Here is a 25,827-nt window from a genome sequence, read left to right as displayed (position 1 = left end):
CTCAAGCCATGAACAGACTTCTGATGTCTCAGTCGGAGGTCGCCGCTCGGAGACGTTCTGCTTCGGCGGCCAGCGAGTCGTGGGTCTGGGTCATCCCGCTAGAGACTGGGAACTTCAGAGTCCGGGCATTCGAGGTGCCTCGCGAACTGCTGGCAGAGGATAACGACATTTACGACGGCAACATGTCAGTTGTGTACGACGAGGTTGTGTCGTCGATCGATGATGTTGATGAGTCCGTCGAACGAGCCGGCGTCAATCCAGAAGAACTGGACGCGCCATGGAAATGTAACTTCCCGTTGTGAGGTGAATCGAGCTGGCTCACCGAGTTCCTGCGATGATCACCGTACGGATCGAGACCTAGGAAAGCGTCGTGGGGGATGATGTGCTGCTGGAGATCGAGCTGAAGCTGACGGCGGTACATCTCCCCGCCGAGCGGCGTACGACGGACCCGTCTGCCGAACTTCGCTTCCACGGTGACTGAGCTCTACCCCGAGCCGCCGCATCTGACGATTGCGGTGTGGGTGGCTTCGGGTGATGAAGTGGCCTTCGGGCAGGCGTGTGACATCGCGGTCGAGTTCGGTTGTACGCCGTCGGGCGTGGTCGAGCTCGCGCCGCGCGGTCGACCGTTCGCGATGCTGCAGGATCTGGCTGACCGATCGACCGTGGAGCTCACCGGTGCGGAGTTCGAGTCGGCGGTGCACGGTGGGGACCCGGTCTCGCGCCCGCTGAAGGCCGGCTACCACGCCAAGGGGACTGTGATCGTCGAGCATCTGCACGGGACGGAAGCGGAGGCGCATCCGGTGGCGGTCTCCGTGTCGGCCGGTGCGCTGGGATTGCCCGAGGAGCTGTGGAAGTCGAAGGACCGGAAGGCGGCGTACAAACTCGCCGCTTGGGCGACCGACGTACTGCGGGAGCCCACCGCCCGCACCGGTGCCGTCTACGGCTCGATCGCGGTCGAGGAGACCCTGCCCACTCCCAGCGCCCTCCGCGCCGGACATGCAATCTCCAGCCTCCCTTTCCTCTCGGCCAGCCTTCCATCCACCGTCGTGCACAAGTTCCAAACAGCCTTCAACCAGACCAAGCCCGTCAACTGGACCCACGGCACCTTCTTCCCCGGCTGGCACCCCTTCGCCAACGGCGCCCCATCCGAAATCAACCGAGGCGCCCTGGCAACGGCCTCAACCACCCTCGGCAACGCGCTCCAACGGAGGACCCATGAGCTCTGACTTCGCCTTCTGGAAGGCAATTCCGGGAGAACCCGAACAGATCTACGACAACGTTTGTGAAGGGATCACCGACGGGTTGCCGGCCAGTGCTGACGTACTGCGTTTCCGCGAGGAGCTGCTGCGGCGACTTCCGCACCTGAAAGATGAGCTGGAGCCGGGGGACTACGAGCTGGAGGAGAACCCGGAGAACGTCGACAAGTACGTCGTACTCACGCTCGCCTACGGCAGCCTGCGCGACACCTTCGACGAGGTCCTCGACCTGGCGAAAGCACACGGCCTGGCCGGATTCAGCGGAGTAGCCGGCGAACCGATCTTCTTCGATGAGTGATTAGCGGTCGGCGATGTTCTGGCCGGCTTTCAGGAAGGGGTCGAAGGAGCCGTGGGCGCCCTGGCCGTCTTTGGAGGGGATTACTTCTTTGGAGTATTGGGCTAGGTAGACGCGGCGGTGGCGGTCGGTTTGGTTGGGGCCGCTGCGGTGGATGACGACGCTGGAGAACACGACGATGGAGCCGGCGGGGGCGGTCATCGGGATGCCGGGGTCGGTGCCGAAGTAGCAGACCATGTCGTTCAGCTTGGGGTCGCGGATGTGTTTGATGTAGGACTTGATGCCCGAGCGTGAGTACGGCAGGAGGTAGACCGAGCCGTTCTCCTCGGTGACGTCGTCGAGGGCGATCCAGCAGGTGAGGTACGGCTCGTGGTCCTCGTGGACGTAGCCGGAGTCCTGGTGCCAGGCGAAGGCTGTGTTCGGGTCGCCGGCCTTGATCACGTACTGCTCCCAGAACAGCCACGCGTCATCGCCCAGCGTCTTCTGGCAGATCTCCGCCATCGTGTCGCTGAACAGGAACTGCCGCAGCTCCGGCCGGTCCTGGTAGATCATGCTGCTGAAGTACCGCTTGCCCCGGTGGTTGATCCCGATCGAGTCGGTGCCGGCGGCATCCATCGCGGCGTCGAGCTTGTCGATCGAGTACTGCGCTCCGCCGCGCAACAGCTCGAGCTGTTCGTCGGTGAGCACACCCTCCAGCACGAAGTACCCCTCGTCGCGGAACTGGGCCAGGTGCTCGGGCGTGACCAGGTCGTTCATAGCGTCCTCCGGTGAAGTTCGGCTTACCGAAACGCTAGGTCGACCGCACTCGGCAAAGAATGTCTCGCCGCGACCCGGACATGAACATTTTGGCGTAGCCTGCACCAGATGAGCGAGCGCACGATCGTCACGATCGCGGAGGGGCCGGTGACCAGGCTCGGTCAGTTGGTGCTCGCCGGTGAGGTGATCGACTCCGAGCCGATCATGTCGCCCGCGCTCCGGGTGATGGATGCCTACGTGTTGTCGGTGCTGATCGATGGCGAGGGCAACTATCGTGACGCCGACGGTCGCGCGGAGCGGATCACCGGGGGCGCCCACACGCTCGTGCCGCCAAGGTTTCCGCACACGTACCACACCGATCCGGGGGAGCGCTGGACCGAGCTGTTCGCCGTCTTCACCGGCCCGATCTTCGACGCGCTCCCGCACCTGACCGGCGCCGGCCCGCGCTACCCCAGCCCGCAACCCTCGGTCGAAGCACTCCGCACCGTACTGCGGGCGCCGCCCAAGACCCGCCGCGCCGCCGAGCACCAACTGATGGCACTGGCCGACTGGCTCGTCGATGTCGAGGACACCACGACAGAAGACGTCAGCATGGAGATTGTGGACGCCATGACCCGCCTGGCCGACGACCTCACCGCGAGCACCGACCTCGCCGCCATCGCCGCCGAGGCCGGTCTGAGCTACGACACGTTCCGCCGGAGATTCGCCAAACAGGTCGGTCAGACGCCCGCAGCGTTCCGCAACGTACGACGCTTGCAGGCCGCGGCAACGCTGCTACGCCTGACCGACCTCACCCACCGCGAGATCGCCCGGAGCCTCGGTTTCGCCGACGAGTTCCACCTGTCACGCCGATTCCGCTCGCAGTTCGGTGTCTCCCCCCGCGACTACCGGCGTACCTGAGGCACCGGGCCGCGGGATCGCCGCGAGCATCTTGCGGGTGTACGGCCGGCAACCGCACGCTCAGTAGGTCGCCTCTGCCCACGTGACGGCCCGCGTGACCCACGTCCCCGGTGCCTCCTGAGTCTCAGGTGAGGAGGACGACCTTCCCGGTGGTTGCGCGCTCCTCGAGTGCCCGGTGGGCGGCTGCTGCCTCCGACAGCGGGAACGTCGTCGTCAGCGCCTTCCACCGGCCCGAGGTGGTCTCATCGAGGGCTGCGGTCTCGAGGGTGCGGAGCCGTGCGGTCAGCTTCGCACCGAGGGCCCAACCGGCCGTGAGGCCGCGCGCGGCCAGATCCTCGTCGGTGAACTCGATCGCGCCGCCACCCGACCACCCGAACATCAACAGACGTCCGCCACGGCCGAGGAGCTCGAACGCCTGCTGCCCGTTGGCCCCACCAACTCCGTCGAGCAGAACGCTCACTTCGCGATCACCCAGCTCGGCCTTCAAGCCCGCGGCCCAGCCGGGATCGTTGTAGTCGATCGCGTAGTGCGCGCCCAGCGACCGCACCAGCTCCACCTTCGCCGGTCCGCCCGCCAACCCGATCACCGTCGCCCCGATGTTCCGCCCCGCTTGGATCAGATAGCTGCCGATCCCGCCCGCCGCCGCGGTGACCAGTACGACATCGTCGGCGGTGAGCCGGGCCTGGGACAGAATCCCCGCCGTGGTCCGCCCCGTCCCGATCGCGGCCACCGCCTGCGCGGCGTCCACATGATCGGGAATCTCGTACAGCGACTCGACCTTCGCCACCGCACGTTCGGCGTACCCGCCTGGCACCATGCCGAGATGGACCACGACCCGTTTGCCGACCCACGACGAGGAAACGTCCGGCCCGACCGCGCTCACCCGGCCGGCCACCTCGCGGCCCGGGATCGTGGGCAGCTCCGGCACCGGGATCGGGCTGCCGCCGGTCGTGCCCGCACGGATCATCGTGTCGACGAGATGGACCCCGGCCGCCTCCACCTCGACGAGCGCCATGCCGTCCAAAGGAACCGGGTCCGGCACCTCCTCGTAGAGCAGGTTCTCGGCCGGACCGAACGCATGCAATCTGATCGCCTTCATGCTCGGCAACGCTAGAACCTCAACAATGATTGAGGTCAACTACTGCCACTTCCTTACGTTGTGTACTAAAGTGCGATCCGAGGGAGGGTGATGTGGCGAAGATTCTGAGAGGTGCGACCGCGCAGGAGACCCACAGCGCGATCCTGGACCTGATCCGCTCGAGCGGCACGGTCACCCGCGTCGACCTCGCCGACCGGTCCGGGCTGACCGGCGCGTCGATCTCCCGCGTGGTCAAGCGACTACTCGCCGACGGCCTGATCATCGAGACCGGGTACGGCGACCCCACCGGCGGCAAACGCGCCACGCTGCTGCAGTTCAACCCCCGCGCCCGGCACGCGATCGGTATCGCCGTCGACACGCCGAGCACGACGTACGTCGTCACCGATATGAGCGGGCGCGTGATCGAGCAGGTGTCGTCACGGGGGATCGGCAAGGACGCGCCGGCGACGGCCGTGCAGCGGATCACGGCCGAGCTCGAAGACCTGATCGTCAAGGCCGAGATCGAGCCGTCGACGCTGGTCGGCGTCGGGGTCGCACTGGCCGGGCGGCAGGGTCGCGGCGGCACCCGGCTCCTGCGAACGGACTCGGAGAAGTACGCCTGGGAGCCCTTTGCGGTCCGGGACACGCTGAAGGACGCGATCGACCATCCGATCGTGGTCGAGAACGACTCCACCTGCGCCGCGATCGGCGAGTTCTGGGCGGGCAAGATCCCGTCGGTGAACGACTTCGCGACCGTCTACATGGCGGCCGGCTTCGGCCTCGGCCTGGTCACGAACGGCGACGTGTACCGCGGCTCGTCGTCCAACGTCGGCGAGATCGGCCACATGGTCCTCGACGTGAACGGTCCGCAGTGCTGGTGTGGCGGCCAGGGCTGCCTGGAGAGTCTCGCCGCCCCGGCCGCGGTGGTCGCTCGCGCTGGCCAGGACGAGACGCTTGCCGACAAGCTCGGCCTCCGCGGACGACGGCTCTCGACCCGCTCCGACTTCGCGAAGATCGCCCGCCTGGCCGCGGCCGGGGACCCAAGATGTGTCGAGCTGATCGAGGAGTCCGCCACCTACCTGGCCAAGGCGCTGCTCTCGATCACGAACCTGCTCGACCTCAACCAGATCATCCTCGCCGGCCCCGGGTTCAGCGAGGCCGGCGACATCTACGTCCGCGTCGCGGCCCAGGAACTCAACCGCCTGTCCTTCGTCCGCGCGATGCATCCCACCCGCGTCGAGCTGTCGAAACTGGGCCCGAGCGCCGCCGCCCTCGGCGCCGCCTCCTTGGTCCTCCACACGCAGCTCACCCCGCACCAGAACACCCGCTCCTAACCCACCGGCCGGGCGTGCCACCCCAGCCGCCACTGGGCGTGCTGGTGTGGCCGGGTGGGTGCGGATCCCCAGGCCATCACAATCGTCGAGGCGGGGCGGCCGTGCGGTCCGCGGCGGTTGGGATGGGGGATTGTGACGGCCTGGGGATCCGCGGGTGCCGGGGGTCAGCCGGCCGGTTGCCGGCTCAGGTGGTCCTTGAGCCAACGCCCGCTCTTCTTCACCGTGCGGGCCTGGGTCGCGTAGTCGACGTACACGATGCCGAAGCGCCGGCTGTAGCCCCAGGACCACTCGTAGTTGTCCATCAACGACCAGACGAAGTACCCCTTGAGCGGGAAACCCTCGGCGACGAGGTCCTCGCACACGGCGATGTGCTGCTTGATGTAGTCCAGCCGGTCGTCGTCCTCGATGGCGCCGTCGGCGGTCACCGAGTCCGGGTACGCCGCGCCGTTCTCCGTCACGTACAACGGCAGCTCGGGCGCGAGCTTGTTGATCGTGACGAGGATGTCGCGCAGCCCGGTCGCCTGGATCGGCCAGCCCATCTGGGTGCGGGGCAGACCGGTGTCCACGGCAACGACATTCTCGCTCCCCGGCTGCGTCGACGCGACCGGCGACGAGATCGGTCCGTCCGGCGCGGCGACCGTGGTCGGGCAGTAGTAGTTGACGCCGATGAAGTCGAGCGGCGCCGCGATCAACGGCAGATCCGCTTCCTGCGCCGCGAACCACGAGGTCATGCCGGTGTCTTCGAGGACATCGGCCGGGTACCGCCCGGACAGGAGCGGCTCGAGGAACATCCGGTTCCGCAGCCCGTCGATTCGGCGTGCGGCGTCGCGGTCGGCGGGGGAGTCGGTCGCGGCGTGGATCGGCGCCGGGTTCAGCGCGATCCCGTACGACGAACCCTCCGAGCGGATCGCATCCAGCGTCAGCCCGTGCCCGAGCAGCAGGTGGTGCACGGCCTTCAACGCGTCAGCGCCCTCGGTCCGGCCCGGGGCGTGCTCACCGTTGCCGTACCCGAGGAACGCAGAGCACCACGGCTCGTTCAGCGTCATCCAGTGCTTGACGACATCGGACAGCCCGTCATGCGCCAGGACTGCATAGTCGCGGAACCGCTCGGCCGTGTCGCGGTTCAGCCAACCGCCGGCGTCCTCCAGCGGCTGCGGCAGATCCCAGTGATAGAGCGTCGCGTACGGCGTGACGCCGTTCTCCAGGCACGCCTCGGCCAACCGCCGGTAGAAGTCCAGCCCCGCAGCGTTGGCAGCGCCTGACCCGCTGGGCACGATCCGCGGCCACGCGATCGAGAACCGGTAAGCGTTCAGCCCGAGCTCCGCCAGCATCCGGATGTCCTCGCCGAACCGCTGGTGATGCTCGTCGGCCACGTCACCGTTGGTACCGTCCGCGATCTTGCCCGGGGTGTGCGCGAACGTGTCCCAGATACTCGGGCCGCGCCCGTCGGCGGAGACCGCGCCCTCGACCTGGTACGACGCGGTCGCCGCGCCCCACGTGAATCCGCTCGTCACGTCGTCTCCTTCTCAACCCAGTGCTGCCTGTCCGGAAGTAGGCTACCTAACCGGTTAAGCAACGCGCTCGGGAGGTCCACGGCGAGAGACGCCTCGAGGGCGTCGACCCGGGCCGGCTTGGTGATCCCGACGACGGTGCCGGCGATCCCCGGGTCGTCCACCGAGTGCCGCAGCGCCGCGGTCGCGAGGTCGAGGCCGTACTCCTGGCACGCCTTCTCCATCTGAGCCACCGCGTCCAGGACAGCCGGTGCAGCCTCGCGATAGGCGTACTTCGTCGCGCCCGCGGGGTTGGCGAGGATCCCGCCGCCGTAGATGGCCGCGTTCACCACCGCGATGCCGTCGGAACGAGCCCGCTGGAAGATACCGAGGGCCGAGTGATCCACGAGGCTCCACCGGTTGTGCACGAGCAGCACCTCGAAGCCGCCGAGATCCAGATAGCGAGAGAGCTCGCGCGTGTCCCCGCCCGCGAGCCCGACGTGCCCGATCTCCCCGTCCGCGCGCAACTGCATCAACGTGTCGACGGCGTCCCGCATCGAGTCGAAGTCGTGGAACTCCGGATCGTGCAGGTAGACCAACGGCAGCTCGTCCAGCCCGAGCCGCTCCTTGCTCTCGGCGACGCTCGCTCGGACCCGCGCGCCCGAGTAGTCGCCGTCGCGGGCATCGACCTTCGTCGCGACCAAGAATCCGTCGGGCAGCCCGCCGTGCTCGCGAATAGCCAGCCCGATGCGCAGTTCGCTCTCACCGTCGCTGTACCCGTTCGAAGTGTCGATCCAGGTCAGCGGGCTGTCGAACACGCGCAGTAGCAGGTCGATCGCTTCCTGCCGCGTCACGTCGTACCCGAACATCGCGGGCATGCTTCCGAGCCCGCTGCCGCCGGCGCAGACGGCGGAGACTGTCAGGCCGGTGGAACCGAGGGGTCGCAGCCAGTTTTCTGTCATGCCTCGGAGCCTACGGCGAACGCGAACCCGTCGCTGTCGACGTAGACCTTCGTTCCGTCCGGAGCGGTCTCGGCCGGCAGGTCCGCCGGGTCGCCGACGAGCTCGGCGTACGCGAACCCGGCGACGTCGAGCTGCGGGGCGCGGGCGCTCTTGTCGACCTCGTACGTGAACACCTCGAGGACGGTGTCGCCGCCCTTCAGGTAGCCGATGTGGAAGCCTCGCTTGTCGTGCGGCTGCTCGATCGTGCCGATGAACGAGAAGCCGTAGTTGCGGTCGTAGTACGCGCTGGTGGCCTCCCGGTCCTCGATCGTCACCGCGACATGGTCGAACCGCGGCCGCGCCGGTACGCCGAGCGCCCGCTCGCGCGCGACGCCGTCCGCGTCGAGGATCTCGGCGTACTGCAGGTCGCCCTGGATCATCTCGAGCAGCGTGCCGTCCGGGTCGTAGAAGAAGCAGATCCGGACGTTGCCCTCGGCATCGAGCGGGTCGAGCTTGAACTCGACCCCGGCGTCCTTGAGCACGGCAGCCCGCTGGTCGATCAGGTCGACCTTGAAACCGATGTGCCGGAACCCCTTCTGCAGATCGTCCGGCGACCACGTGCTCTGCTCCCGGCCGTTGCCCACGGCCCGTAGTTCGACGGTCGCGGTGACGGCGTCGAGCACGGCGCGCTCGGGCGTGACCTTGCCGACAACGGACAGCTCCAGGAACCTGGTGTAGAACTCGACCGAGCGGGCGACATCGGTGCAGTTGACGACGACGTTCTTGATCGGCATATGACCTCTCTTAGTTCTTGACGGCGCCGAGCATCATCCCGGCGACGAACTGCCGCTGCATCCGGACGTAGACGATCACGACCGGTACGACGGACAGCGTGAGGCCGGCGGTGAGGGCCGGCCAGTTCGTGGAGTACTGGCCCATCAGCGTGAACAGCACCGGCTGCAGGGGGAGTGCGTCGGTGTTCCGCAGGACGGTGTTGGCGATCAGGAACTCGTTCCAGGTGGACAGGAACTGGAAGATCACCACGGTCGCGATCCCCGGCCGGGTCAGCGGCAGGATCACCCGCCGGAAGATGGTCAGCTCGCTGCCGCCGTCCACCCGCGCTGCCTCGATCAGCTCGTCCGGCAACGTCTGGAAGAACGCTCGCATCAGGAACATCGCGAACGGCGCCGACCCGGAGATGTACAGCACGAGCAGCCCGGCCTGGCTGTCGAGCAGACCGAGCGACTTGAGCTCGAGATACAGCGGGATGATCAGCGCCGTCGACGGCATCATCAGCGTGGTCAGCAGCAACACGAAGAGCGTGTTCCGGAACGGGAAATCCAGCTTCGCGAACGCGTATCCGCTGAGCGTCGCGAAGATCAGCACCCCGATCACGGTGACCGAGGTGATCCAGACGCTGTTCCAGAAGTGCAGCGGGAAGTCGATCGACGTCCACGCATCCTTGTAGGCGACGCCGGTGAACTTCCGCGGGATGATCGGCCCGTTGAAGATCGTGTTCTGCTCGCGCAGCGACGTCAGCAGCATCCACACGAACGGGAACGCCATCAACAGGCAGAACGGCAGCAGCACGAACGTCGCGAAGGACTTCCCGATCCACTTGTTCCTCATCGGTCCGCCCTCCGCGTCAGCCAGAGCTGAGCGATGACCGCGAGCGTGCAGAGCACCATCGTCACCACGCTGAACGCGCTCGCGTACCCGAGCTGCGGTATCGAGCCGGACGTCGACCCGAAGGCCAACGAGTACAAGTACGTGCCGAGTACTTCGCTGCCGTGGTTGGGCCCGCCGCCCGTCATCACGAAGATCACGTCGAAGGCCTTGAACCCGTTGAGCAGGCCGAGGCTGACGATCAGACCGGTCACGATCCTCAGGCTCGGCACCGTGATGTGGCGGAACTGCTGCACGGTGTTGGCGCCGTCCATCTCAGCGGCCTCGTACAGGTTCGGGTCGATGCTATGCAGGCCCGCGAAGTAGATCAGCATGTTGAACCCGAGCCCGCCCCAGACCGTCACCACGACGATCGCCGGCAGCACGGTCTTGTGATCGGCCAGCCACGGATGCTGCAGGCTGCCCAGGCCGATTGCCCCGAGCAACCGATTGAGCGTGCCGATGTTCGGGTCGTAGATCAGCTTCCACAGCACCGCCGACACGACGAACGACACGATGCCCGGGATGAACAGGATGGTCCGGACGACAACGCCGACCTTCGACCAGATCACGTTCACCAGCACCGCGGTGACCAGGCCGAGGAAGGTCAGGACCGCGGTCGTCACGCCGGTCAGCACCAGCGTGACGATCAGCGCGCGGCGCGCCACCGGGTCGTGCAGCATCCGGCTGTAGTTGTCGAAGTGCACGAACCGCGGCGACCCGAACCCGCCCCACGAGGTCAGGCTCAGGTACGCCGTGTAGAGGATCGGCCAGAGGACGAACGCCAGGAACAGCGCGAACGTCGGCAGCACGAACAGATAGCCCGCGACCCGTTGCGACTTCCGCAGCGGCGATCCGAACCGGTACGACGTGCGCGTGCCGGCGCGCTCGACGACGCGCTGGCGGGAGAGCGCTGTCGCCATCCGATCAGCCGCCCTTGGCGTTCTGGACCGCCTGCTGCATCGCCTTCGCGACCGCGGCCGGCTCGCCGCTGCCGTCGAAGATCTTCGCGAGCGGATCGCCGGCCGCGACCGAGCCGGGCCCGAACGGGATGTGCGGGCACCCGTCGCCGTCGAGCAGCCAGGACGTCATCTGCTTCATGATCGGCAGCTCGATCCGGGCCGCGGCGCTCTTGGTGGCCGGCATCGAGTTCGAGTCGTTCATCGTGGGGGAGTACTGCTCCGCGGAGTACATGAACTTCAGGAACTCCAGCGCGGCGTCCTTGTTCTTGCTGTTCGCTGCGACCGCCCAGCCGGCGCCGGCCTGGTTCGCGGTCCAGTGCCGCTTGCCCGGCGCGATCGCCGGGGTCTTCATCACCTTGTAGAGCTTGTTGAACGCGGGCGTCGCGTCCTTGGTCAGGCCCTGCGGGGTCCAGCTGCCGTTGAACAGCATCGCGGACTTGCCGGTGTAGAAGATCTGCGGCGCCTGGTCGCCGCTGGTGCCCGTCGTACCGGGCTGGAAGACGCCGCCCTTGACGATCTTCTGCTGCAGCTCGATCGCCTGGATCACCTTCGGATCCTCGTACGTCGTGCCGTCCTTGAGCTGGTCGAGCTTCAGGTAGTACGTCGGATCGTCGGCGACCTGCGTGATCAGCGGCAGGAAGAAGTCGAGCGAACTCGTCGTCGGGTTGCAGCTCAGCGCCACCGGGAACTTGCCGGTCGCCTTGATCTTCTGCGACGCCGCGATCAGGTCGTCCCAGGTCTCGATGCCGTCTTCCTCGACGCCGGCCTTCTTCAGCATGTCCGGGTTGTAGAAGATGCCGAACGTCTGCGCCATCCAGCCGACCGCGTACTGCTTGCCGTCCAGGGTGTACTCCTGGTTGGCCGAGTCGAAGAAGTCCTTCAGGAAGTCGTCGCCGAGCTCCTGCTTCAGGTCCGCCGAGATGCCGCCGGTGCCGTAGGTCAGCGCCCGCGTGTGCGGCGCGAAGATCTCCGGTACGTCGCCACCCGCAACCGCGGCCTGCAACGCCGGCAGGTACTGGTCCGGGGTGCCGAAGATCCGGTTCTCGATCTTGATGTTGCTGTGCGCGGCCTCGAACGCGCTGATCAGCTTCGGGAACTGGTCCTCCTGGTCGTTGTACCACGACCACATCCGGACCACGGCCTTCCCGCCGCTGGTCGTCCCGCCCCCGCTGTCACTGCCACCGCAGGCGGCCAGTGTGGATCCGAGGGCGGACCCGAGGCCGAGCGCACCTACCGCCCCTTTGAGAACTGTCCGCCGCCGCACGTGCTGTTCGCCCATCGGAGACTCCTCATCGATCGCCTACCAACTTCCTAACTGAAAGTAAGAAAGCGGTCAAGGCCACAGCTGAGTTTCCGGAGATTTCCCTCATTTAGTGTCCTGAGTCGGAGGTTCGACGGCGCTTTCGGCGCCCAGGCACGCACCTCGCGGCACTTGGCCAGCGCCCACGATGCTCCGCATCGAGGCCACTGACCAAGCACCGCGATGCACGCACCTGAACACCGAAATCGTTCGCCGACCCTTCGACTCAGGACACTAGGGTTGGCCGCATGGTGATCCGGTTGAGCGAGCGATGGCCGGAGGTGACTCCCGACCGCCTGCTGTCGGAGTGCGTCCCTCCGCCGAGATTCGCCGACGCCCGCTTCGCCACCTACACGCCGAACCCGGACGAGCCCTCACAGTCCGAGGCCCTGGCCGCCCTGACGGACCGCGCCGCCAAACTGGCCCAGCCCTGCCAAACCGCCTCGCTCTGGGCAAGGCTCCGCGGCAAGGCCCCGGTCCTGGGCAAACAAGGCATCTACCTGGACGGCGGATTCGGCGTCGGCAAGACCCACCTGCTTGCCTCGCTGTGGCACGAGTCCGCCGGGCCGAAGATGTACTGCACCTTCGTCGAGCTCACCAACCTGGTCGGTGCCCTCGGCCTACGTACCGCGGTCGACGAACTCTCGTCGTACCGCCTGATCTGCATCGACGAGTTCGAGCTCGACGACCCCGGCGACACGATGCTGATCTCCCGCCTGATCGGTCAGTTGGTCGACGCCGGCGTCGAGTTCGCCGCCACATCCAACACGCTGCCCGACAAACTCGGCGAGGGTCGTTTCCAGGCGGTCGACTTCCTCCGCGAGATCCAGGCGCTGGCCGCACATTTCGACGTACGCCGGATCGACGGCCCGGACTATCGCCACCGCGGCCTCCCCGTCGCACCTGACCCATGGCCGGACGAGAAGGTCGAGCAGCAAGCCGGGGAACGTCCCAACGCCTCCTGCGACCATTTCGTCGACCTTCACCGCCACCTCGCCGAGCTGCATCCGAGCAAGTACGGCGCCCTCCTCGACGGCATCGAGACGGTCGCGATCACCGATCTACGCCCACTGACCGACGAGAACGTCGCGCTCCGGCTGGTGGTGCTTGCGGACCGGATGTACGACCGCAACCTCCCGCTCCTGGCCGGCGGCGTACCGCTCGACCAGCTCTTCTCTCCTGAGATGCTCAAGGGCGGCTACCGCAAGAAGTACCTCCGCGCGCTCTCGCGACTCATCGCGTTGGCTCGCGCAATCTGATCCCCGGACGTGCTTCCCTGAGGAGATGAGTCGTCGGACGATCTCGCTGGTGCTGCTCGTGGTCGCGCTCGGGCTGCTGTTCGCCGGCGGCTTCGTCCAGTTCGACGACACGTCGGGGTTCGGCGACGAGCAATGGATCTTGCTGCTCGGGGGACTGGCGCTGGTCCTGGCGCTCGCGTCGGTCGTGGCCGCGTGGCCGCAGCCGCAGGCGCGCTTGTGGCTGGGCATCGCCCTGGCCGTCCTGACCGGCCTCCTGGTGTTGGGGAGCATCTCGAACGACGGGTTCCGATTCATCTGGAACCGGAGCGAGGGTGAGCTCGCCCTGCTGGAGTTCGCGACCGGCCTGGTTGCCTTCGTGCTGATCGCGAACGGCGTGCAACCGGCGCCGACAGGCGAAACGGCGGCGGAGCCAGGTGCTGACCGGCCCGGACCGGGCAGGTGGTTGGTCCGCGCGGCGGCGTACCTGTGCGGGACGATGGTCGCGGTGCTCGTGGCGATCGCTGCCGGAGCCGACTACTTCACGAGGACCGAGTGCTCCGACGACGGAGATTGCCTGGCCCTGCTGGGCGGGTTCGTGTGGGGCGCGGTCGCCGTACTCGCCTGCGGCCTGGCCGTCCTCGTGATCGAGATTGTGTTGTGGCGGCGTCGGCGGGGCAAAACCGCTGAAGTCGGGGGTGGATGAGGCAGGATGTGGAGATGGCGAAGCAGAAGAAGGGCGAGAAGGCTGCTGCTGGGGGACTGCGGGAACAGTTGCGGGTTCCGGCCGGGCCGGTCGATCTGACGACGTACGACACGCGTGCGACGCCGGGCTTCGACGGCTCGAAGGACGACGGCAAGGTGGCGCTGGAGGGTCTCGGCGCCGAGGTCTCGGACTGGCAGGAGCGGCTGTTCGCCGAGGGGCGCAAGGGCGGCGAGCGCAGCGTGCTGCTGGTGCTGCAAGGCATGGACACCTCCGGCAAGGGCGGTGTGATCCGGCACGGCGCGGGGCTGATGGACCCGCAGGGCCTGAAGATCACGTCGTTCAAGGCGCCGACGCCGGCCGAGAAGCGGCGCGGGTTCCTGTGGCGGATCAAGCAGGCGCTGCCGGACGAGGGGATGATCGGGATCTTCGACCGGTCGCACTACGAGGACGTCCTGATCGCCCGGGTGCGGAACCTGGTCACGCCGAACGTGTGGAACCGGCGCTACGACCAGATCAACGACTTCGAGACGGAGCTGGCCGCGCACGGTACGACGATCCTGAAGTGCTACCTGCACATCTCGCCGGAGGAGCAGCGCACCCGGCTGGAGGCACGGCTCGACGACCCGACGAAGTACTGGAAGTACAACCCGGGCGACGTCGACGAGCGCCAGCTCTGGCCGGACTACATGGACGCGTACCACGCGGCGATCGAGCGCTGCAACACGCCTGAGGCGCCCTGGTACGTGATCCCGAGCGACCGCAAGTGGTACCGCAACTGGGCCGTCACCACGCTCCTCCTGGAGACACTGCGCGAGCTGAACCCGGAGTGGCCGGTCCCGGACTTCGACGTCGAGAAGGAGAAGAAGCGCCTGGCAGCAACCTGACACGGGACAGGTGGCCCCCGCCCGGGGCCACCTACGGTTAGGCCCATGGCGTTGCTCCTGGCAGTTCTCGCCGTCCTGGGGATGGGCGGCTACCTCTGTGTCTTCGTCGCGTTGCATGCGCTGCCGACGGGCTATCACCCGGTCCGGCATGCCGTCAGCGATTACGGCGTCGGCCGGTACGCGCGGCTGTTCCGCTGGGCGGCCGTGGCGTCGTCGGTCGGCATCCTCGCGCTGGCAGCCGGACTCGCGTTGGAGCCCGGCACGCCGACGGTGACGGTGCTGCAGTTGGTGTTTCTGTTCCTGATCCCGGTGACGCGGGTCGGCATGCTGAAGTTCCCGACCGATCTGGAGGGGCAGCGACTGACCCGCTCCGGGCGGCTGCACTATCTGTTCGCGGTTGCCGCGTTCGCACTGACGTACTCCGCGATCGCCGGGATGACGCCCGAACTCGGATCCGTCGGTGCCTGGGAGTCGGTGAGCGGCCTGCTCTCTGTCCTGCGCCTCGTCGCGCTGGTGTCGCTCGTCCTGCTGGTGATCGCGCTCGTGCCGCGGCTGCGCGTGGTCTTCGGCCTGTTCGAGCGTGTGTTCCTGCTGAGCACCAACCTCTGGTTCCTGACGGCTGGGATCTGTCTGTTCGTCGAAGCCGCCTGAGCTCAGCTGTCCGGGTCGATCTCGTGCCGGCGGAGCAGGTCCCGGAGGTTCGCGACCTGTTCGTGCAGGCGCTCGTTCTCGTCGAGCAGCGCGGTGAGCTCGTGGATCAGGTGGTGGCGTCGTCCGTACGTCGTCCAGGAGGCGCCTTCGGCAAGCATGCCGGTGACCAGCGACTCGGAGCGTTCGCGCCAGGTCATCCGCTCCTCGAGCTTGCGGCGTACCTGATCGATGTCGGCGGCAAGCTTCGTGATGATCTGGCCGCCGACGCCGTCACGATCATTGAGTACGCCGAGCAGCAGGTGCTCCGGCCGGACCTGCTCCGCCCCGCGTGCCTTCGACTCGCCCCACGCGTACTCGAACGTGCTCTTCGCGCGCGGGGTGAACGGGATCGATCCCTCGGCAGCGCCGTTCCCGCGGCCGATGATCTCCACCACGAGGTCCTTCACCGCCGGCGCGGTGATCCCGACAGCGTTCAGGACCCGCGCGGCGATGCTCTGGCCCTCGGTGATCAGTCCGAGCAGGAGGTGCTCTGTGCCGACGTACGCGTGGTCGAAACCGCGCGCCTCCTCCTGGGCGAGGACGATGACCCGCCTGGCCGGGTCGCTGAACTGCTCGTACATCCGGACTCCCCTCCACCATTCCTGCTCGACATCGAACGTCAGCGTCTCCTCGCTGAGCAGCAGCTCGAGCCGCAGGTCGTCCTGCAAGTCCTCGGGCTTCACCGGCCGGTGTTCGAGCCGGCTCCGGATGAAGACCCCGGCCTCGCGATAGCTCGCCTCGCCGGCCGCAATCCGATCGAGCAGCTCGTCGACGTCCGCGACCGGCTCCAGCTGCAGCTCGGCCCGATTCAGCGAGACGAACTGCAGCACCACCGCGACGGCGACCACCCGATTGGCCGCGTCGAAGGGCCGCGACCGCACCAGGCCGGCGAGCATCACGCCCGCCGATTCGGCCAACCCGCTGGTCAGCCGGACGCTGTCCAGCACCCGCTCCACCGCGTTCAGGTCGGTCCGCAGTACGGCGTCTGCCGAGCTGCAACGCAACACCCGCGCCGCGACCGCGAGCACGTCGTACGGACCGAGGTAACGCATCAGTCGTCGCTCCGCAGCCGGCGCAGGGACTCCTCGTGCCGGCTGAGGTTCTCCTCGAGCAGCCGACTGAACTGGGTGTCCTGCCGCCGCTGATCGACCAGCGCCGCGATCGCCTCCCGCGCCACGTCGGACACCGACCGCCCCTCCACCGATGCCACCGTCTGCAGCCGCTCGGCCAACTCGGGGTCGAGCCGCAGCAGGATGTTCTTGGTCGCGTCCTTCGCCATAGATATCAAGATATCAGGCTGTCGAGACACTGGCCTGTGAAAGGGTTGGCGCATGCGAACCGATGTCGTGGTGGTGGGGCTGGGTGCGTTCGGATCGGCGGCGTTGTGGCGGCTGGCGGCGCGTGGGGTGAACGTGGTCGGGATCGAGCGGCAGGGGATCGGGCATTCGTTCGGTTCGTCGCACGGGGCGACGCGGTTGTTCCGGGTGGCGTGTTTGGAGCATCCGGGGCTGACCGAGATCGCGCGGAAATCGCTGGCGCTGTGGACCGAGCTGGGGGAGGGGACCGGTGAGACGTACGTCCGCCAGACCGGCTCGTTGAACGTCGGCGGCCCGAGCAGCCGTCCGGTGAAGGGCGCGCAGCAGGCGGCGGCCGATGCGGGCGCGCCGACCACGGATCTGTCGCATGACGAGCTGCACAGCCGGTTTCCGCAGTACAACCTGGCGGCCGAGGATGTCGCGGTGTGGGATCCCGGCGCGGGGATCTGCTACGCCGAGCCGACCGTGCGGGCGCATGTCGCCGAGGCGCAGCGGTTGGGCGCGACCGTGTATCCGCACACGATGGTGACGGCGATCGAGATCGGTCCGGACGCGGTGACGGTTCGTACGCCGACCACCAGCGTCACAGCGGACCAGGTCGTGATCAGCACGGGCGCCTGGCTGAGCAAGCTCGTCCCGGCGGCGCCGCTGTCACCGCGGCGTACGCCGTTGTTCTGGTTCCAGCCGAAGGACCCGGCGTCGGACGCGTTCCAGCTGCGGAACTTCCCGGCGTTCATCTGGGAATTTGCCGATGGCAAGGGATTGTGGGGACACGGCTCCGACGAGGACTTCGGAGTCAAGGTCGGTCTCGACGGCGCCGAACGCGACCGCGACGTCGACCCGGACGAGCTCGACCGCTACATCCACCCGCGCAAGGACATCGCCGAGCTGTCGGCGGCGATCGCGACGTCGTTCCCGGAGCTCGACCCGGAGCCGGTCAAGCTGATGCCGTGCATGGTGACGGACTCGCCCGACGGCCAGTTCCTGGCCGGGCGGTACGACGATCGCGTGGTGATCGCCGGCGGCGACAGCGGCCACGGGTTCAAGCATTGTGCCGGTCTGGGGGAGTTGCTGGCTCAGATCACGACGAAGGAGACGCCGTACACCGACGTCTCCTTCATCGATCCGCTGCGGTTCTAGGCGGTCCGGACGAGCTCCGGGCGGGCGATGACCGGGCGCGGCGCCGGCTCGAGCGTCAGCAGGGCGAGACCCGCAACGCCGTACCGGAGGAGGACCAGGCGAGCCACCTCGTCACTCACGCCGAGCGGTGCTGACACCGCGACAGCGCCGGCCCGGCGAGACGTGGACTCGGCACGATCCGGCAGTACGCCGGGAGCCAGGAACAGCGACCCGACCGCCACGTGCCGACGGCCCTCGAGGCGCCACTTCAGGACAGCCTCGGCCGGCGACGGAGAGGCGGCGCAGACGAACGCGGCCGTCACCGGGAGCTTGTGCCGCTGACCCCACAGGCGCGCGAGTCGCGTGACGCTCGCGTTCGCGTGCGAGTCGCTCGAACCGGCGCACGCCAGCACCAGCGCGTCCAGCTCACGGACGCGCCCGTCCTTGAGCTCGGCCCGCATCCGCCGGTCGAGTACGTCGAGCAGGGTGTCGTCGTACCCGAGGACGTCGGACGCGATGATCCGCAGGCTCGGGAACCGCGACCGCGCCTCGTCGACGACGGCCGGTACGTCGATCTTCGCGTGGTACGCCGACGACAGCAGCAACGGCAGGACGACGACCTCCTCCACACCCTCGGCGGCGAGCTTGCCGATCACCTGGTACGGCGTGGGCGGGCAGTGGTCGAGGAAGGAGGCTTCGATCCGCAGGTCGTCACGCGTCTCGCGCAGGCACTTCACGAGCGAGTGGACGGTGGCGGCCGAGCGCGGGTCGCGGCTGCCGTGGGCGAGGATCACGAGCGCTGGAGCAGTCACAGCAGTTCCCCTTCTTCGTCGTCGATCATGCCGGCCGCGAGCGTCCACCCGTCGTGGGCGTCGATCAGCAGGAACGATCCGGTGATGGTGTTGCTGGAGTACGGGTCGGCGGCCAGCGGTGCGGCGATCTTGAGTTGCACCTTGCCGATGTCGTTCAGTGCGAGCTCGGTGGCGTCGATGACTCCGAGCGTGTCGAGGTCCAGCGCGCCGGTGATCTTGGTGACGATCGCCTGCGCGGTGGTGGTGGTGTGCTTGATCAGCACCCGGGCCCCGACGGTCAGTGGCCGGTCGGACAGCCAGCTCACGGTCGCGGCCAGTTCCCGGCGGGTGCCGGGGGAGGCTTCGGCCGCCACGATGACCGAGCCGCGGGCCACGTCGAGGTCGTCGGTGAGGCGGACGGTGACCGCTTCACCGGCCACCGCGGACGGCCGCTCGACCACCGCGGTCGACGTCGCCGTGACGACGGCCCGGTCGATACCGGCCACCGACGTACGACGGCCGGCGGGCAGCACGATCACCTGGTCGCCGACCGAAACGGTGCCGGAGGCAACGGTTCCGGTGTAGCCGCGGTAGTCGCGGTACTGGTCGTCGGTCTGCGGCCGGATCACGTACTGCACCGGGAACCGCAGCGGCTGCTGGGAGTTGTCGATCCGCCCGGTGGCGTTCTCCAGGTACTCGAGCAGCGTGGGGCCGTCGTACCAGGCCGTCTCGGCGGATTTGTCGACCACGTTGTCGCCGACGAGCGCGGAGACCGGGATCGCCTGGATGTCCGCGATGCCGAGCTGGTCGGCGACCTCGTTGACGTCCTTGGCGATCTTGGTGAACCCGGCTTCGTCGTAGCCGACCAGGTCGATCTTGTTCACCGCGAGGACGACGTGAGGCACCCGGAGCAGACCGGCCACGGCCAGATGCCGGCGGGTCTGCTCGAGTACGCCGTGCCGCGCGTCGACCAGGATGATCACCACGTCCGCGGTCGAGGCGCCGGTCACGGTGTTCCGCGTGTATTGCACGTGCCCGGGGCAGTCGGCCAGGATGAACGAGCGCTTGTCGGTCGCGAAGTACCGGTAGGCAACGTCGATCGTGATGCCCTGCTCACGCTCGGCCCGCAGACCGTCGGTGAGCAGCGCGAAGTCGAAGTCACCGCCACGGGCTTCGGAGACCGTCTTCACGTGCGCGATCTGGTCGGCCAGGATCGCCTTGCAGTCGTGCAGCAAACGCCCGACCAGCGTGGACTTGCCGTCGTCCACCGATCCGGCTGTTGCCAGACGCAACAGGGTGCTCATCAGAAGTACCCCTCTCGCTTGCGGTCTTCCATCGCGGCCTCGCTGGCCCGGTCGTCGGCGCGAGTAGCGCCGCGCTCGGTGATCTCGCTGGCCGCGACCTCGACGACGACCTCGGCCGCCGTCGTCGCATTGCTCGCCACCGCTCCGGTGCAGGACATGTCACCGACGGTCCGGTACCGAACGGTGCGCTCGGCAACTGTCTCGCCGGCGCGCGGCTGCGAGTACGGGCCGACGGCAAGCAACATGCCGTCGCGCTCGAACACGTCCCGCTCGTGCGCGTAGTAGATGCTCGGCAGCGGGATCTGCTCGCGCTCGATGTAGTGCCAGATGTCCAGCTCGGTCCAGTTGGACAGCGGGAACACCCGCACGTGCTCACCCGGCCGGTGCTTGCCGTTGTACAGCGACCACAACTCGGGCCGCTGGTTCCGCGGGTCCCACTGGCCGAACTCGTCGCGCAGGCTGAAGATCCGCTCCTTCGCCCGGGCCCGCTCCTCGTCGCGCCGGCCGCCGCCGAACACCGCGTCGAAGCGGTGCCCGTTGATTGCGTCCAGCAACGGAATGGTCTGGAGCTGGTTCCGCGTCCCGTCGGTGCGCTCGCGCAGCCGGCCGTCGGCGATGTACTCCTCGACCCGTGCCACCTCGAGCCGCAGCCCGAGCTGCTCGACGACAGCGTCGCGGTACGCCAGTACCTCGGGGAAGTTGTGCCCGGTGTCGACGTGCAGGAGCGTGAACGGCACCCCGGCAGGCGAGAACGCCTTCCGCGCCAGGTGCAGCATCACGATCGAGTCCTTGCCGCCGGAGAACAGGATCACCGGCCGCTCGAACTCCGCCGCCACCTCGCGGAACACGAAGATCGATTCGCTCTCCAGCGCATCGAGCTCGGTCACAGTTGTCGGAGATGAAGCAGTGGTCGTGGTCACGGGGCCTCCCGGTCTGGACTGAGGAGCGGAGGGAGCGAAGCGACCGGAGCGACGAGGGAAGATCTGGAGGTCGAGCCCCGTGACCCCGCCGGCGCCGAAGGCCCGGCCAAAAGTACCGTCATGTGTGCAGCCCGCATTCGACCTTGCCGGTGCCCGCCCAGCGGCCGCTGCGCGGGTCCTCGCCGGGCGCGACGCGTTGCGTGCACGGCTCGCAGCCGATCGACGGGTAGCCGTCGTACTGCAAGAGATTCACGAGTACGCCGTTGTCCTGGATGTAGGCGTCCAGGTCGTCCTGCGTCCACGGTGCGATCGGGTTCAGCTTGACCATGTCGCGCTTGGCGTCGTACTCGACGACCGGGGTGTTCGCGCGGGTCGGCGCCTCCTCGCGGCGGATGCCGGTGACCCAGGCCTTGTAGCCGGACAGGTACCGGTTCAGCGGCTCGACCTTGCGCATCGCACAGCACTTGTTCGGGTCGCGATCGTGCAGCTTCTCGCCGTACTCCGCGTCCTGCTCGGCGACCGTCTGCTGCGGGGTGGCGTTGATCAGGTGGATCGGCAGCGTCGCCGCAACCGCGTCCCGGGTCCCGATCGTCTCGGCGAAGTGGTAACCGGTGTCGATGAACAGTACGTCGACGCCCGGCGCGGCCTGTGCGGCCAAGTGGGGGAGCGCACCGTCGGCCATCGACGCGGTGACCACGAGCTCGTCACCGAACGTCTCGCGGGCCCACGCGAGCACCTCCACGGCCGACGCATCGGCCAACCGTTCGTTGGCCTCCTCGGCGATTGTCTTGAGATCCGTACTCATTCCACCGTCACCCGCAACCCGATCATCTTCAGCTGGAACACCCGTGCACACGGCCGGCACTCCCACGCGCCATGGCCTTCTTCGGAGGGCCTGAGGTCCTCGTCCCCGCAGTACGGGCAGTAAAGAGGTGCCGCACGCTCAGTCACTGAAGTGCCTCCTCATCCGCTCGGGTGACCCACTGCGCGAAGCGCTCGCCTTCGTTGCGCTCCTTGAGGTAGTTCTGGGTGACGCGCTCGACATAGTCGGTCAGGTCGTCCGCGGTGACCTTGTGACCACGCAGCTTCCGGCCGAAGCCGGCGTCCAGGCCGAGGCCGCCGCCGAGGTGCACCTGGTAGCCCGGCACCTGGTTGCCATCGGCATCCATCACTAGCTGGCCCTTCAGGCCGATGTCCGCGACCTGGATCCGGGCGCACGAGTTCGGGCAGCCGTTCACGTTCACGGTGATCGGTACGTCGAGCTCCGGGATCCGCTCCTCGAGCTCGTCGATCAGCTGGGCCGCCTTGGCCTTGGTCTCGACGATCGCCAGCTTGCAGAACTCGATGCCGGTGCAGGCCATCGTGTTCCGCCGCCAGGCCGACGGGTTCGCCTGGAACCCGAGCGCGTTCAGTTCGGCGACGAGCGAGTCGACCTGCGACTCCTCGACGTCGAGCACGAGCAGCTTCTGCTGCGCGGTGGTCCGGATCCGGTTCGACCCGTGCTTCGCGACTACGTCGGCGACCTGCGCGAGCTTGGCGCCGGACACCCGGCCGACGACCGGAGCGACACCGACGAAGAACTTGCCGTCCTTCTGCTGGTGCACGCCGACGTGATCACCCTGTACGGCGGGAACCTCGGGCGCGGGCCCGTCGATCAGCTTCCGCTTGAGGTACTTGTCCTCGAGCACCTCACGGAACTTCTCCACACCCCAGTCCGCCAGCAGGAACTTCAGCCGGGCCCGGGTCCGCAGCCGCCGGTACCCGTAGTCGCGGAAGATGCTGGTGACGCCCCACCAGGCCTCGGCGACCTCGTCCAGCGGGATCCAGGTCCCCAGTCGCTGCGCGAGCATCGGGTTCGTCGACAGGCCGCCGCCGACCCAGAGGTCGAAGCCGGGGCCGTGCTCCGGGTGTACGACGCCGACGAACGCGATGTCGTTCACCTCCGGTACGACGTCGTGCGACGGGTGACCGGTCAGCGCGGTCTTGAACTTCCGCGGCAGGTTCGAGAACTCGTCGGATCCGATGTACTTCGAGACGATCTCGTCGATGGCCGGCGTCGGGTCGATGATCTCGTCCGCGGCGATCCCCGCGACCGGGCTGGCGATCACGACGCGCGGTACGTCACCACAGGCCTCGGTGGTGTACAGACCGACTGCCTCGAGCCGCTCCCAGATGGCCGGCACGTCCTCGATCCGGATCCAGTGCAGCTGGATGTTCTGCCGGTCGGTGATGTCGGCGGTGTCGCGCGCGTACGTCGTGGAGATCTCGGCGATCACCCGGAGTTGCTCGGCGGTCAGCTGCCCGCCCTCGACCCGGACCCGCATCATGAAGTAGCGGTCGTCCAGCTCTTCGGGCTCCAGCGTCGCGGTCTTGCCGCCGTCGATCCCGGGCTTGCGCTGGGTGTACAGCCCCCACCAGCGGAACCGGCCGCGCAGGTCGGCGGGGTCGATCGAGTCGAAGCCCCGGTGCGCGTAGACGTTCTCGATCCGGGCCCGGACGTTCAGGCCGTCGTCGTTCTTCTTGTTCTCCTCGTTCTTGTTCAGCGGCTCGCGGTAGCCGAGCGCCCACTGCCCTTCGCCTTTGCCCTTGCGGGGGCGGGCGGGTTTACGGGCAGCCGGAGAGGTGACGCCAGCAGTCATCGGGGACGTGTCCTTGTCCTAGTGACAGGTGCTCACCGAGGTGCGGCAGGATCGAAGCGTCGTCGGTTCGATGCGTTCCGCGCGGTGCGCACCCAGCGGTGATCGGGAGGGATCAGGGGCCGTCATTGGCCCGGGCATGGGTCGCTGTCAGAACATCGAAGGACAACAGATGGCGCTGCGCATCCGCCCGAGGTCGACATGAATGCGACCTACGAGGTGGGTGGATCGGGCAGCGAGCATGTCCATAAGCGTCAGCGTCAGCGGCTGACTTTGCAACTGTCAATCCTGCATCCTGAGACCAGATCTCACGATGTGGCTAACTCTAGCAGTCTGGTCGAGATTGATTCCGGCGTGATGTGCGTTCCACAAGAACTCTTGCACAAGAGTTCTTGTGGAATCTATGGTGCTGTCCATGACACCCGCCAATCGCAGGTCTGTGACACCGTCGGTGCTCGCCGCGATCCACCATCCGCTCCGGCGCCGGTTGCTCGATCTGATCCACCTGGACGGCCCGGCGACCGCCTCCCGGCTGGCCGAGGCGACCGGCGAGCTGGTCGGCAACATCAGTCATCACCTCAAGGTTCTGAGCGCGGCCGGAGTGATCGTGGAGGCTCCTGAGCTCGCGAAGAACCGGCGGGAGCGCTGGTGGAAGCTGGGCGACACGTCGTCGTACTCCTGGTCGATCGCGGACGCCCAGGGCGACCCGGCGGGCGAGTTGGTCGCGGCCACCGCCGAGGACCAGAACCTGGCCCATCACGTCGGCAAGGTCCGCCAGTGGTTCGACATCCGGTACGAGTTCGAGGAGCCCTGGGTGCGGGCGGCGTACGCGACCGAGAGATGGCTCACATTGACGCCCGAGCAACTCGTGGAGCTGAGCGAGCGGATCGAGGAGCTGGTCCTCGAGTATCACGACAACCCCGCCGAAGGTGAGGACGCCCACCGGGTCTTCTTCTTCGCCCACGCGGTCCCGGCACGACCGTGAGTACCCCCGGATGAGCACCGAGGTCTTCCCGCCGCTCCGGAGAGACCGTCGGGTGCACGGATGGATCATGTCGGCCGCGGTCTCGCAGGCCGGCGACATGGCCTGGTACGTCGGCCTCGCGTGGAGCGCGGCCCAGGTCACGACCCCGGCCGGCGCCGGCCTGGTGATGGGCATCGGCGCGCTGCCGAAGGCCCTCGTCCTGCTGTACGGCGGTGCGCTCGCGGACCGCTTCGACGGCCGGCGGACGATGATCCTCGCCAACCTCGCCCGGATCGTCGTACTCGCGGTCGCGTCGATCGTCGTCGCGGTCTGGGGGCTGTCCCTGGCCGCACTGCTCGTCGTCGCCGTCGTGTTCGGCGCGGTCGACGCGCTGTACACCCCGGCGTCCGGCACGCTGCCGCGTCGGATGGTCCGGTCCGAGGATCTGGTGAAGCTGTCGGCCGGTTCGCAGCTGGCGCAGCGGCTGGCGATCTTCGTGGGTGCGCCGCTCGGCGGTCTGCTGGTCGCGCACGGGGGCCTGGTCACGGTGATGCTCGTCGACGCCGCGTCGTACGTGGTGATCGCGGTGGCGCTGGCCTTCCTGGTGAAGCCGCGACTCCCGCAGCCGGTCTCGACCGGCCGGTCGATCCGTGCGGACCTTCGCGACGGCTTCGCCTACCTCAAGCGGGACGGTCGCGCGCGGACGCTGGTGATCGCGTTCTCCGGGCTCAACCTGTGCGTCGGTCCGGTCCTCGCCGTCGGCCTGGTGCAACGCACACACGCGGCCGGCTGGGGTTCGGCCTGGTTCGGATGGTTCGAAGCGTGCTCCGGCATCGCGGCGGCGGTCGGGGCACTGGTGGCGATGCGCTGGAAGCCGGCCGATCTGGCCCGGTCGGGTCTGCTCGTGCTGGTCGTCCAAGCGGCCGGCTGCGCGATGATCGGGCTGGTGCCGAAGCTGGGGATCTTCGTCGCGATGGCGATGATCGGCTGCACGGCCGGGATCGCGTCGGCCCAGCTGTCGGCGGCGTTCCAGCAGTCCGTCGACCCGGTGTACCTCGGCCGCAGCTACAGCATCGTGAACCTGTCCGACGAGGCGATGATGCCACTCGCGATGACCGGCTTCGGTGCGTTGATCAGCGTCTCGAGCATCCGGTCGCCTGTGTCCTGGTCGGCGTCGCGTTCGCCACCCTGGTGTCGTGGGCGGCGGTCCGGGTCAACCGCTGAGGCCTGTACTCCGGCGTCGGCGTGCGCTACCGTCCCGATCAGCAATAGGAAACTTTCCTAA

Annotated in this window: 27 protein-coding genes; 12 read left to right on the top strand and 15 right to left on the bottom strand. The window is 67.8% G+C overall.

Translation table 11 applies throughout. The annotated features are described in order from the left end of the window. The first annotated feature begins 8 nt into the window (after positions 1 to 8). The 3 genes from EV645_RS00495 to EV645_RS00485 all read left to right on the top strand — a co-directional run bounded on the left by EV645_RS00495 (position 9) and on the right by EV645_RS00485 (position 1,554). On the top strand, positions 9 to 302 hold the full coding sequence (locus EV645_RS00495) for a hypothetical protein (RefSeq protein ID WP_130438549.1): 294 nt from the start codon (positions 9 to 11) through the stop codon (positions 300 to 302). Between the two features lie 171 nt (positions 303 to 473). Beyond that, entirely contained in the window at positions 474 to 1,226 is a 753-nt protein-coding gene (locus tag EV645_RS00490) for a hypothetical protein (RefSeq protein WP_130438547.1), read from the top strand. After that, positions 1,216 to 1,554, top strand: coding sequence for a hypothetical protein (locus EV645_RS00485; protein WP_130438545.1), 339 nt, complete (start codon positions 1,216 to 1,218; stop codon positions 1,552 to 1,554). The genes EV645_RS00490 and EV645_RS00485 overlap by 11 nt, the downstream gene beginning before the upstream one ends. Here EV645_RS00485 and EV645_RS00480 read toward each other — a convergent pair whose 3' ends face one another. Then, entirely contained in the window at positions 1,555 to 2,307 is a 753-nt protein-coding gene (locus tag EV645_RS00480) for a phytanoyl-CoA dioxygenase family protein (protein WP_130438543.1), read from the bottom strand. Positions 2,308 to 2,415: 108 nt separating this feature from the next. Between EV645_RS00480 and EV645_RS00475 the strand changes: the two genes are divergently transcribed. Further along, positions 2,416 to 3,207, top strand: coding sequence for a helix-turn-helix transcriptional regulator (locus tag EV645_RS00475; protein WP_130438541.1), 792 nt, complete (start codon positions 2,416 to 2,418; stop codon positions 3,205 to 3,207). A gap of 124 nt (positions 3,208 to 3,331) precedes the next feature. Here EV645_RS00475 and EV645_RS00470 read toward each other — a convergent pair whose 3' ends face one another. Then, positions 3,332 to 4,306 carry a zinc-binding dehydrogenase gene (locus EV645_RS00470; RefSeq protein ID WP_130438539.1) on the bottom strand — a complete coding sequence of 325 codons (975 nt, stop codon included), beginning with the start codon at positions 4,304 to 4,306 and terminating at the stop codon, positions 3,332 to 3,334. 92 nt (positions 4,307 to 4,398) lie between these two features. Here EV645_RS00470 and EV645_RS00465 point away from each other — a divergent pair, with 92 nt between their 5' ends. Continuing rightward, complete coding sequence (locus EV645_RS00465) at positions 4,399 to 5,619, top strand: ROK family transcriptional regulator (protein WP_130438537.1); 1,221 nt, start codon at positions 4,399 to 4,401, stop codon at positions 5,617 to 5,619. A gap of 164 nt (positions 5,620 to 5,783) precedes the next feature. Here EV645_RS00465 and EV645_RS00460 read toward each other — a convergent pair whose 3' ends face one another. The 6 genes from EV645_RS00460 to EV645_RS00435 are packed head-to-tail and all read right to left on the bottom strand — an operon-like array spanning position 5,784 to position 11,956. Beyond that, positions 5,784 to 7,133, bottom strand: a complete 1,350-nt coding sequence (locus tag EV645_RS00460) for a GH1 family beta-glucosidase (protein ID WP_130438535.1) — start codon at positions 7,131 to 7,133, stop codon at positions 5,784 to 5,786. Then, the gene (locus tag EV645_RS00455; protein ID WP_130438533.1) at positions 7,130 to 8,071 is read right to left on the bottom strand and encodes an aldo/keto reductase; all 942 of its coding nucleotides are present in this window, start codon (positions 8,069 to 8,071) and stop codon (positions 7,130 to 7,132) included. The genes EV645_RS00460 and EV645_RS00455 overlap by 4 nt, the downstream gene beginning before the upstream one ends. Continuing rightward, entirely contained in the window at positions 8,068 to 8,844 is a 777-nt protein-coding gene (locus EV645_RS00450; protein WP_130438531.1) for a VOC family protein, read from the bottom strand. The genes EV645_RS00455 and EV645_RS00450 overlap by 4 nt, the downstream gene beginning before the upstream one ends. 10 nt (positions 8,845 to 8,854) lie before the next feature. After that, positions 8,855 to 9,679 carry a carbohydrate ABC transporter permease gene (locus EV645_RS00445; protein ID WP_130438529.1) on the bottom strand — a complete coding sequence of 275 codons (825 nt, stop codon included), beginning with the start codon at positions 9,677 to 9,679 and terminating at the stop codon, positions 8,855 to 8,857. Next, positions 9,676 to 10,638, bottom strand: coding sequence for a carbohydrate ABC transporter permease (locus EV645_RS00440; protein WP_130438527.1), 963 nt, complete (start codon positions 10,636 to 10,638; stop codon positions 9,676 to 9,678). The genes EV645_RS00445 and EV645_RS00440 overlap by 4 nt, the downstream gene beginning before the upstream one ends. 4 nt (positions 10,639 to 10,642) lie before the next feature. After that, a complete protein-coding gene (locus tag EV645_RS00435; protein ID WP_130438525.1) occupies positions 10,643 to 11,956 on the bottom strand; it encodes an ABC transporter substrate-binding protein in 1,314 nt (437 codons plus the stop codon). A gap of 269 nt (positions 11,957 to 12,225) precedes the next feature. Between EV645_RS00435 and zapE the strand changes: the two genes are divergently transcribed. Genes zapE through EV645_RS00415 form a run of 4 tightly spaced genes read left to right on the top strand, consistent with a single transcriptional unit; the run spans position 12,226 to position 15,453 of the window. Beyond that, positions 12,226 to 13,236, top strand: a complete 1,011-nt coding sequence (gene zapE, locus EV645_RS00430) for a cell division protein ZapE (RefSeq protein WP_130438523.1) — start codon at positions 12,226 to 12,228, stop codon at positions 13,234 to 13,236. A 25-nt stretch (positions 13,237 to 13,261) separates the two neighbouring features. Continuing rightward, complete coding sequence (locus tag EV645_RS00425; protein WP_130438521.1) at positions 13,262 to 13,918, top strand: hypothetical protein; 657 nt, start codon at positions 13,262 to 13,264, stop codon at positions 13,916 to 13,918. 14 nt (positions 13,919 to 13,932) lie between these two features. Beyond that, complete coding sequence (locus EV645_RS00420) at positions 13,933 to 14,802, top strand: PPK2 family polyphosphate kinase (RefSeq protein ID WP_130438519.1); 870 nt, start codon at positions 13,933 to 13,935, stop codon at positions 14,800 to 14,802. 45 nt (positions 14,803 to 14,847) lie between these two features. After that, on the top strand, positions 14,848 to 15,453 hold the full coding sequence (locus tag EV645_RS00415; RefSeq protein WP_130438517.1) for a DUF998 domain-containing protein: 606 nt from the start codon (positions 14,848 to 14,850) through the stop codon (positions 15,451 to 15,453). A gap of 2 nt (positions 15,454 to 15,455) precedes the next feature. Here the strand turns inward: EV645_RS00415 and EV645_RS00410 are convergent, their stop codons facing one another. Both EV645_RS00410 and EV645_RS00405 read right to left on the bottom strand, forming a co-directional pair. Beyond that, entirely contained in the window at positions 15,456 to 16,544 is a 1,089-nt protein-coding gene (locus EV645_RS00410) for a Clp protease N-terminal domain-containing protein (protein WP_130438515.1), read from the bottom strand. After that, positions 16,544 to 16,771, bottom strand: a complete 228-nt coding sequence (locus EV645_RS00405; RefSeq protein WP_198681390.1) for a ribbon-helix-helix protein, CopG family — start codon at positions 16,769 to 16,771, stop codon at positions 16,544 to 16,546. The genes EV645_RS00410 and EV645_RS00405 overlap by 1 nt, the downstream gene beginning before the upstream one ends. A 52-nt stretch (positions 16,772 to 16,823) precedes the next feature. Here EV645_RS00405 and solA point away from each other — a divergent pair, with 52 nt between their 5' ends. Then, on the top strand, positions 16,824 to 17,948 hold the full coding sequence (gene solA / locus EV645_RS00400) for an N-methyl-L-tryptophan oxidase (RefSeq protein WP_130438513.1): 1,125 nt from the start codon (positions 16,824 to 16,826) through the stop codon (positions 17,946 to 17,948). Here solA and EV645_RS00395 read toward each other — a convergent pair. The 5 genes from EV645_RS00395 to EV645_RS00375 all read right to left on the bottom strand — a co-directional run bounded on the left by EV645_RS00395 (position 17,945) and on the right by EV645_RS00375 (position 23,581). Beyond that, positions 17,945 to 18,739 carry a sirohydrochlorin chelatase gene (locus tag EV645_RS00395; RefSeq protein WP_130438511.1) on the bottom strand — a complete coding sequence of 265 codons (795 nt, stop codon included), beginning with the start codon at positions 18,737 to 18,739 and terminating at the stop codon, positions 17,945 to 17,947. The genes solA and EV645_RS00395 overlap by 4 nt on opposite strands. After that, a complete protein-coding gene (locus EV645_RS00390; protein ID WP_130438509.1) occupies positions 18,736 to 20,022 on the bottom strand; it encodes a sulfate adenylyltransferase subunit 1 in 1,287 nt (428 codons plus the stop codon). The genes EV645_RS00395 and EV645_RS00390 overlap by 4 nt, the downstream gene beginning before the upstream one ends. Next, a complete protein-coding gene (gene cysD / locus EV645_RS00385; RefSeq protein WP_130438507.1) occupies positions 20,022 to 20,942 on the bottom strand; it encodes a sulfate adenylyltransferase subunit CysD in 921 nt (306 codons plus the stop codon). Before cysD ends, EV645_RS00390 begins: the two co-directional genes overlap by 1 nt. Positions 20,943 to 21,060: 118 nt before the next feature. Beyond that, positions 21,061 to 21,747: a phosphoadenylyl-sulfate reductase gene (locus EV645_RS00380; protein ID WP_130438505.1), complete on the bottom strand. Its 687-nt coding sequence runs from the start codon at positions 21,745 to 21,747 to the stop codon at positions 21,061 to 21,063. A gap of 142 nt (positions 21,748 to 21,889) precedes the next feature. Next, positions 21,890 to 23,581, bottom strand: a complete 1,692-nt coding sequence (locus EV645_RS00375; protein WP_130438503.1) for a nitrite/sulfite reductase — start codon at positions 23,579 to 23,581, stop codon at positions 21,890 to 21,892. A gap of 412 nt (positions 23,582 to 23,993) precedes the next feature. Here EV645_RS00375 and EV645_RS00370 point away from each other — a divergent pair, with 412 nt between their 5' ends. Next, entirely contained in the window at positions 23,994 to 24,563 is a 570-nt protein-coding gene (locus tag EV645_RS00370) for an ArsR/SmtB family transcription factor (RefSeq protein ID WP_130438501.1), read from the top strand. A gap of 10 nt (positions 24,564 to 24,573) precedes the next feature. Continuing rightward, the gene (locus EV645_RS00365; RefSeq protein ID WP_130438499.1) at positions 24,574 to 25,827 is read left to right on the top strand and encodes an MFS transporter; all 1,254 of its coding nucleotides are present in this window, start codon (positions 24,574 to 24,576) and stop codon (positions 25,825 to 25,827) included.

This window comes from Kribbella rubisoli (assembly GCF_004217145.1).
GTDB lineage: Bacteria > Actinomycetota > Actinomycetes > Propionibacteriales > Kribbellaceae > Kribbella > Kribbella rubisoli.
Note: the sequence above shows the minus strand (reverse complement) of the source record. Positions and strands in the feature narration are given on the sequence as shown.

Coding starts and splice junctions, on each gene's coding strand:
- EV645_RS00495 (WP_130438549.1), top strand. CDS start 9: ATGAACAGACTTCTGATGTCTCAGTCGGAGGTCGCCGCTCGGAGACGT.
- EV645_RS00485 (WP_130438545.1), top strand. CDS start 1,216: ATGAGCTCTGACTTCGCCTTCTGGAAGGCAATTCCGGGAGAACCCGAA.
- EV645_RS00480 (WP_130438543.1), bottom strand. CDS start 2,307: ATGAACGACCTGGTCACGCCCGAGCACCTGGCCCAGTTCCGCGACGAG.
- EV645_RS00475 (WP_130438541.1), top strand. CDS start 2,416: ATGAGCGAGCGCACGATCGTCACGATCGCGGAGGGGCCGGTGACCAGG.
- EV645_RS00470 (WP_130438539.1), bottom strand. CDS start 4,306: ATGAAGGCGATCAGATTGCATGCGTTCGGTCCGGCCGAGAACCTGCTC.
- EV645_RS00455 (WP_130438533.1), bottom strand. CDS start 8,071: ATGACAGAAAACTGGCTGCGACCCCTCGGTTCCACCGGCCTGACAGTC.
- EV645_RS00450 (WP_130438531.1), bottom strand. CDS start 8,844: ATGCCGATCAAGAACGTCGTCGTCAACTGCACCGATGTCGCCCGCTCG.
- EV645_RS00445 (WP_130438529.1), bottom strand. CDS start 9,679: ATGAGGAACAAGTGGATCGGGAAGTCCTTCGCGACGTTCGTGCTGCTG.
- EV645_RS00440 (WP_130438527.1), bottom strand. CDS start 10,638: ATGGCGACAGCGCTCTCCCGCCAGCGCGTCGTCGAGCGCGCCGGCACG.
- EV645_RS00435 (WP_130438525.1), bottom strand. CDS start 11,956: ATGGGCGAACAGCACGTGCGGCGGCGGACAGTTCTCAAAGGGGCGGTA.
- zapE (WP_130438523.1), top strand. CDS start 12,226: ATGGTGATCCGGTTGAGCGAGCGATGGCCGGAGGTGACTCCCGACCGC.
- EV645_RS00425 (WP_130438521.1), top strand. CDS start 13,262: ATGAGTCGTCGGACGATCTCGCTGGTGCTGCTCGTGGTCGCGCTCGGG.
- EV645_RS00420 (WP_130438519.1), top strand. CDS start 13,933: ATGGCGAAGCAGAAGAAGGGCGAGAAGGCTGCTGCTGGGGGACTGCGG.
- EV645_RS00415 (WP_130438517.1), top strand. CDS start 14,848: ATGGCGTTGCTCCTGGCAGTTCTCGCCGTCCTGGGGATGGGCGGCTAC.
- EV645_RS00410 (WP_130438515.1), bottom strand. CDS start 16,544: ATGCGTTACCTCGGTCCGTACGACGTGCTCGCGGTCGCGGCGCGGGTG.
- EV645_RS00405 (WP_198681390.1), bottom strand. CDS start 16,771: ATGGCGAAGGACGCGACCAAGAACATCCTGCTGCGGCTCGACCCCGAG.
- solA (WP_130438513.1), top strand. CDS start 16,824: ATGCGAACCGATGTCGTGGTGGTGGGGCTGGGTGCGTTCGGATCGGCG.
- EV645_RS00390 (WP_130438509.1), bottom strand. CDS start 20,022: ATGAGCACCCTGTTGCGTCTGGCAACAGCCGGATCGGTGGACGACGGC.
- EV645_RS00380 (WP_130438505.1), bottom strand. CDS start 21,747: ATGAGTACGGATCTCAAGACAATCGCCGAGGAGGCCAACGAACGGTTG.
- EV645_RS00375 (WP_130438503.1), bottom strand. CDS start 23,581: ATGACTGCTGGCGTCACCTCTCCGGCTGCCCGTAAACCCGCCCGCCCC.
- EV645_RS00370 (WP_130438501.1), top strand. CDS start 23,994: ATGACACCCGCCAATCGCAGGTCTGTGACACCGTCGGTGCTCGCCGCG.
- EV645_RS00365 (WP_130438499.1), top strand. CDS start 24,574: ATGAGCACCGAGGTCTTCCCGCCGCTCCGGAGAGACCGTCGGGTGCAC.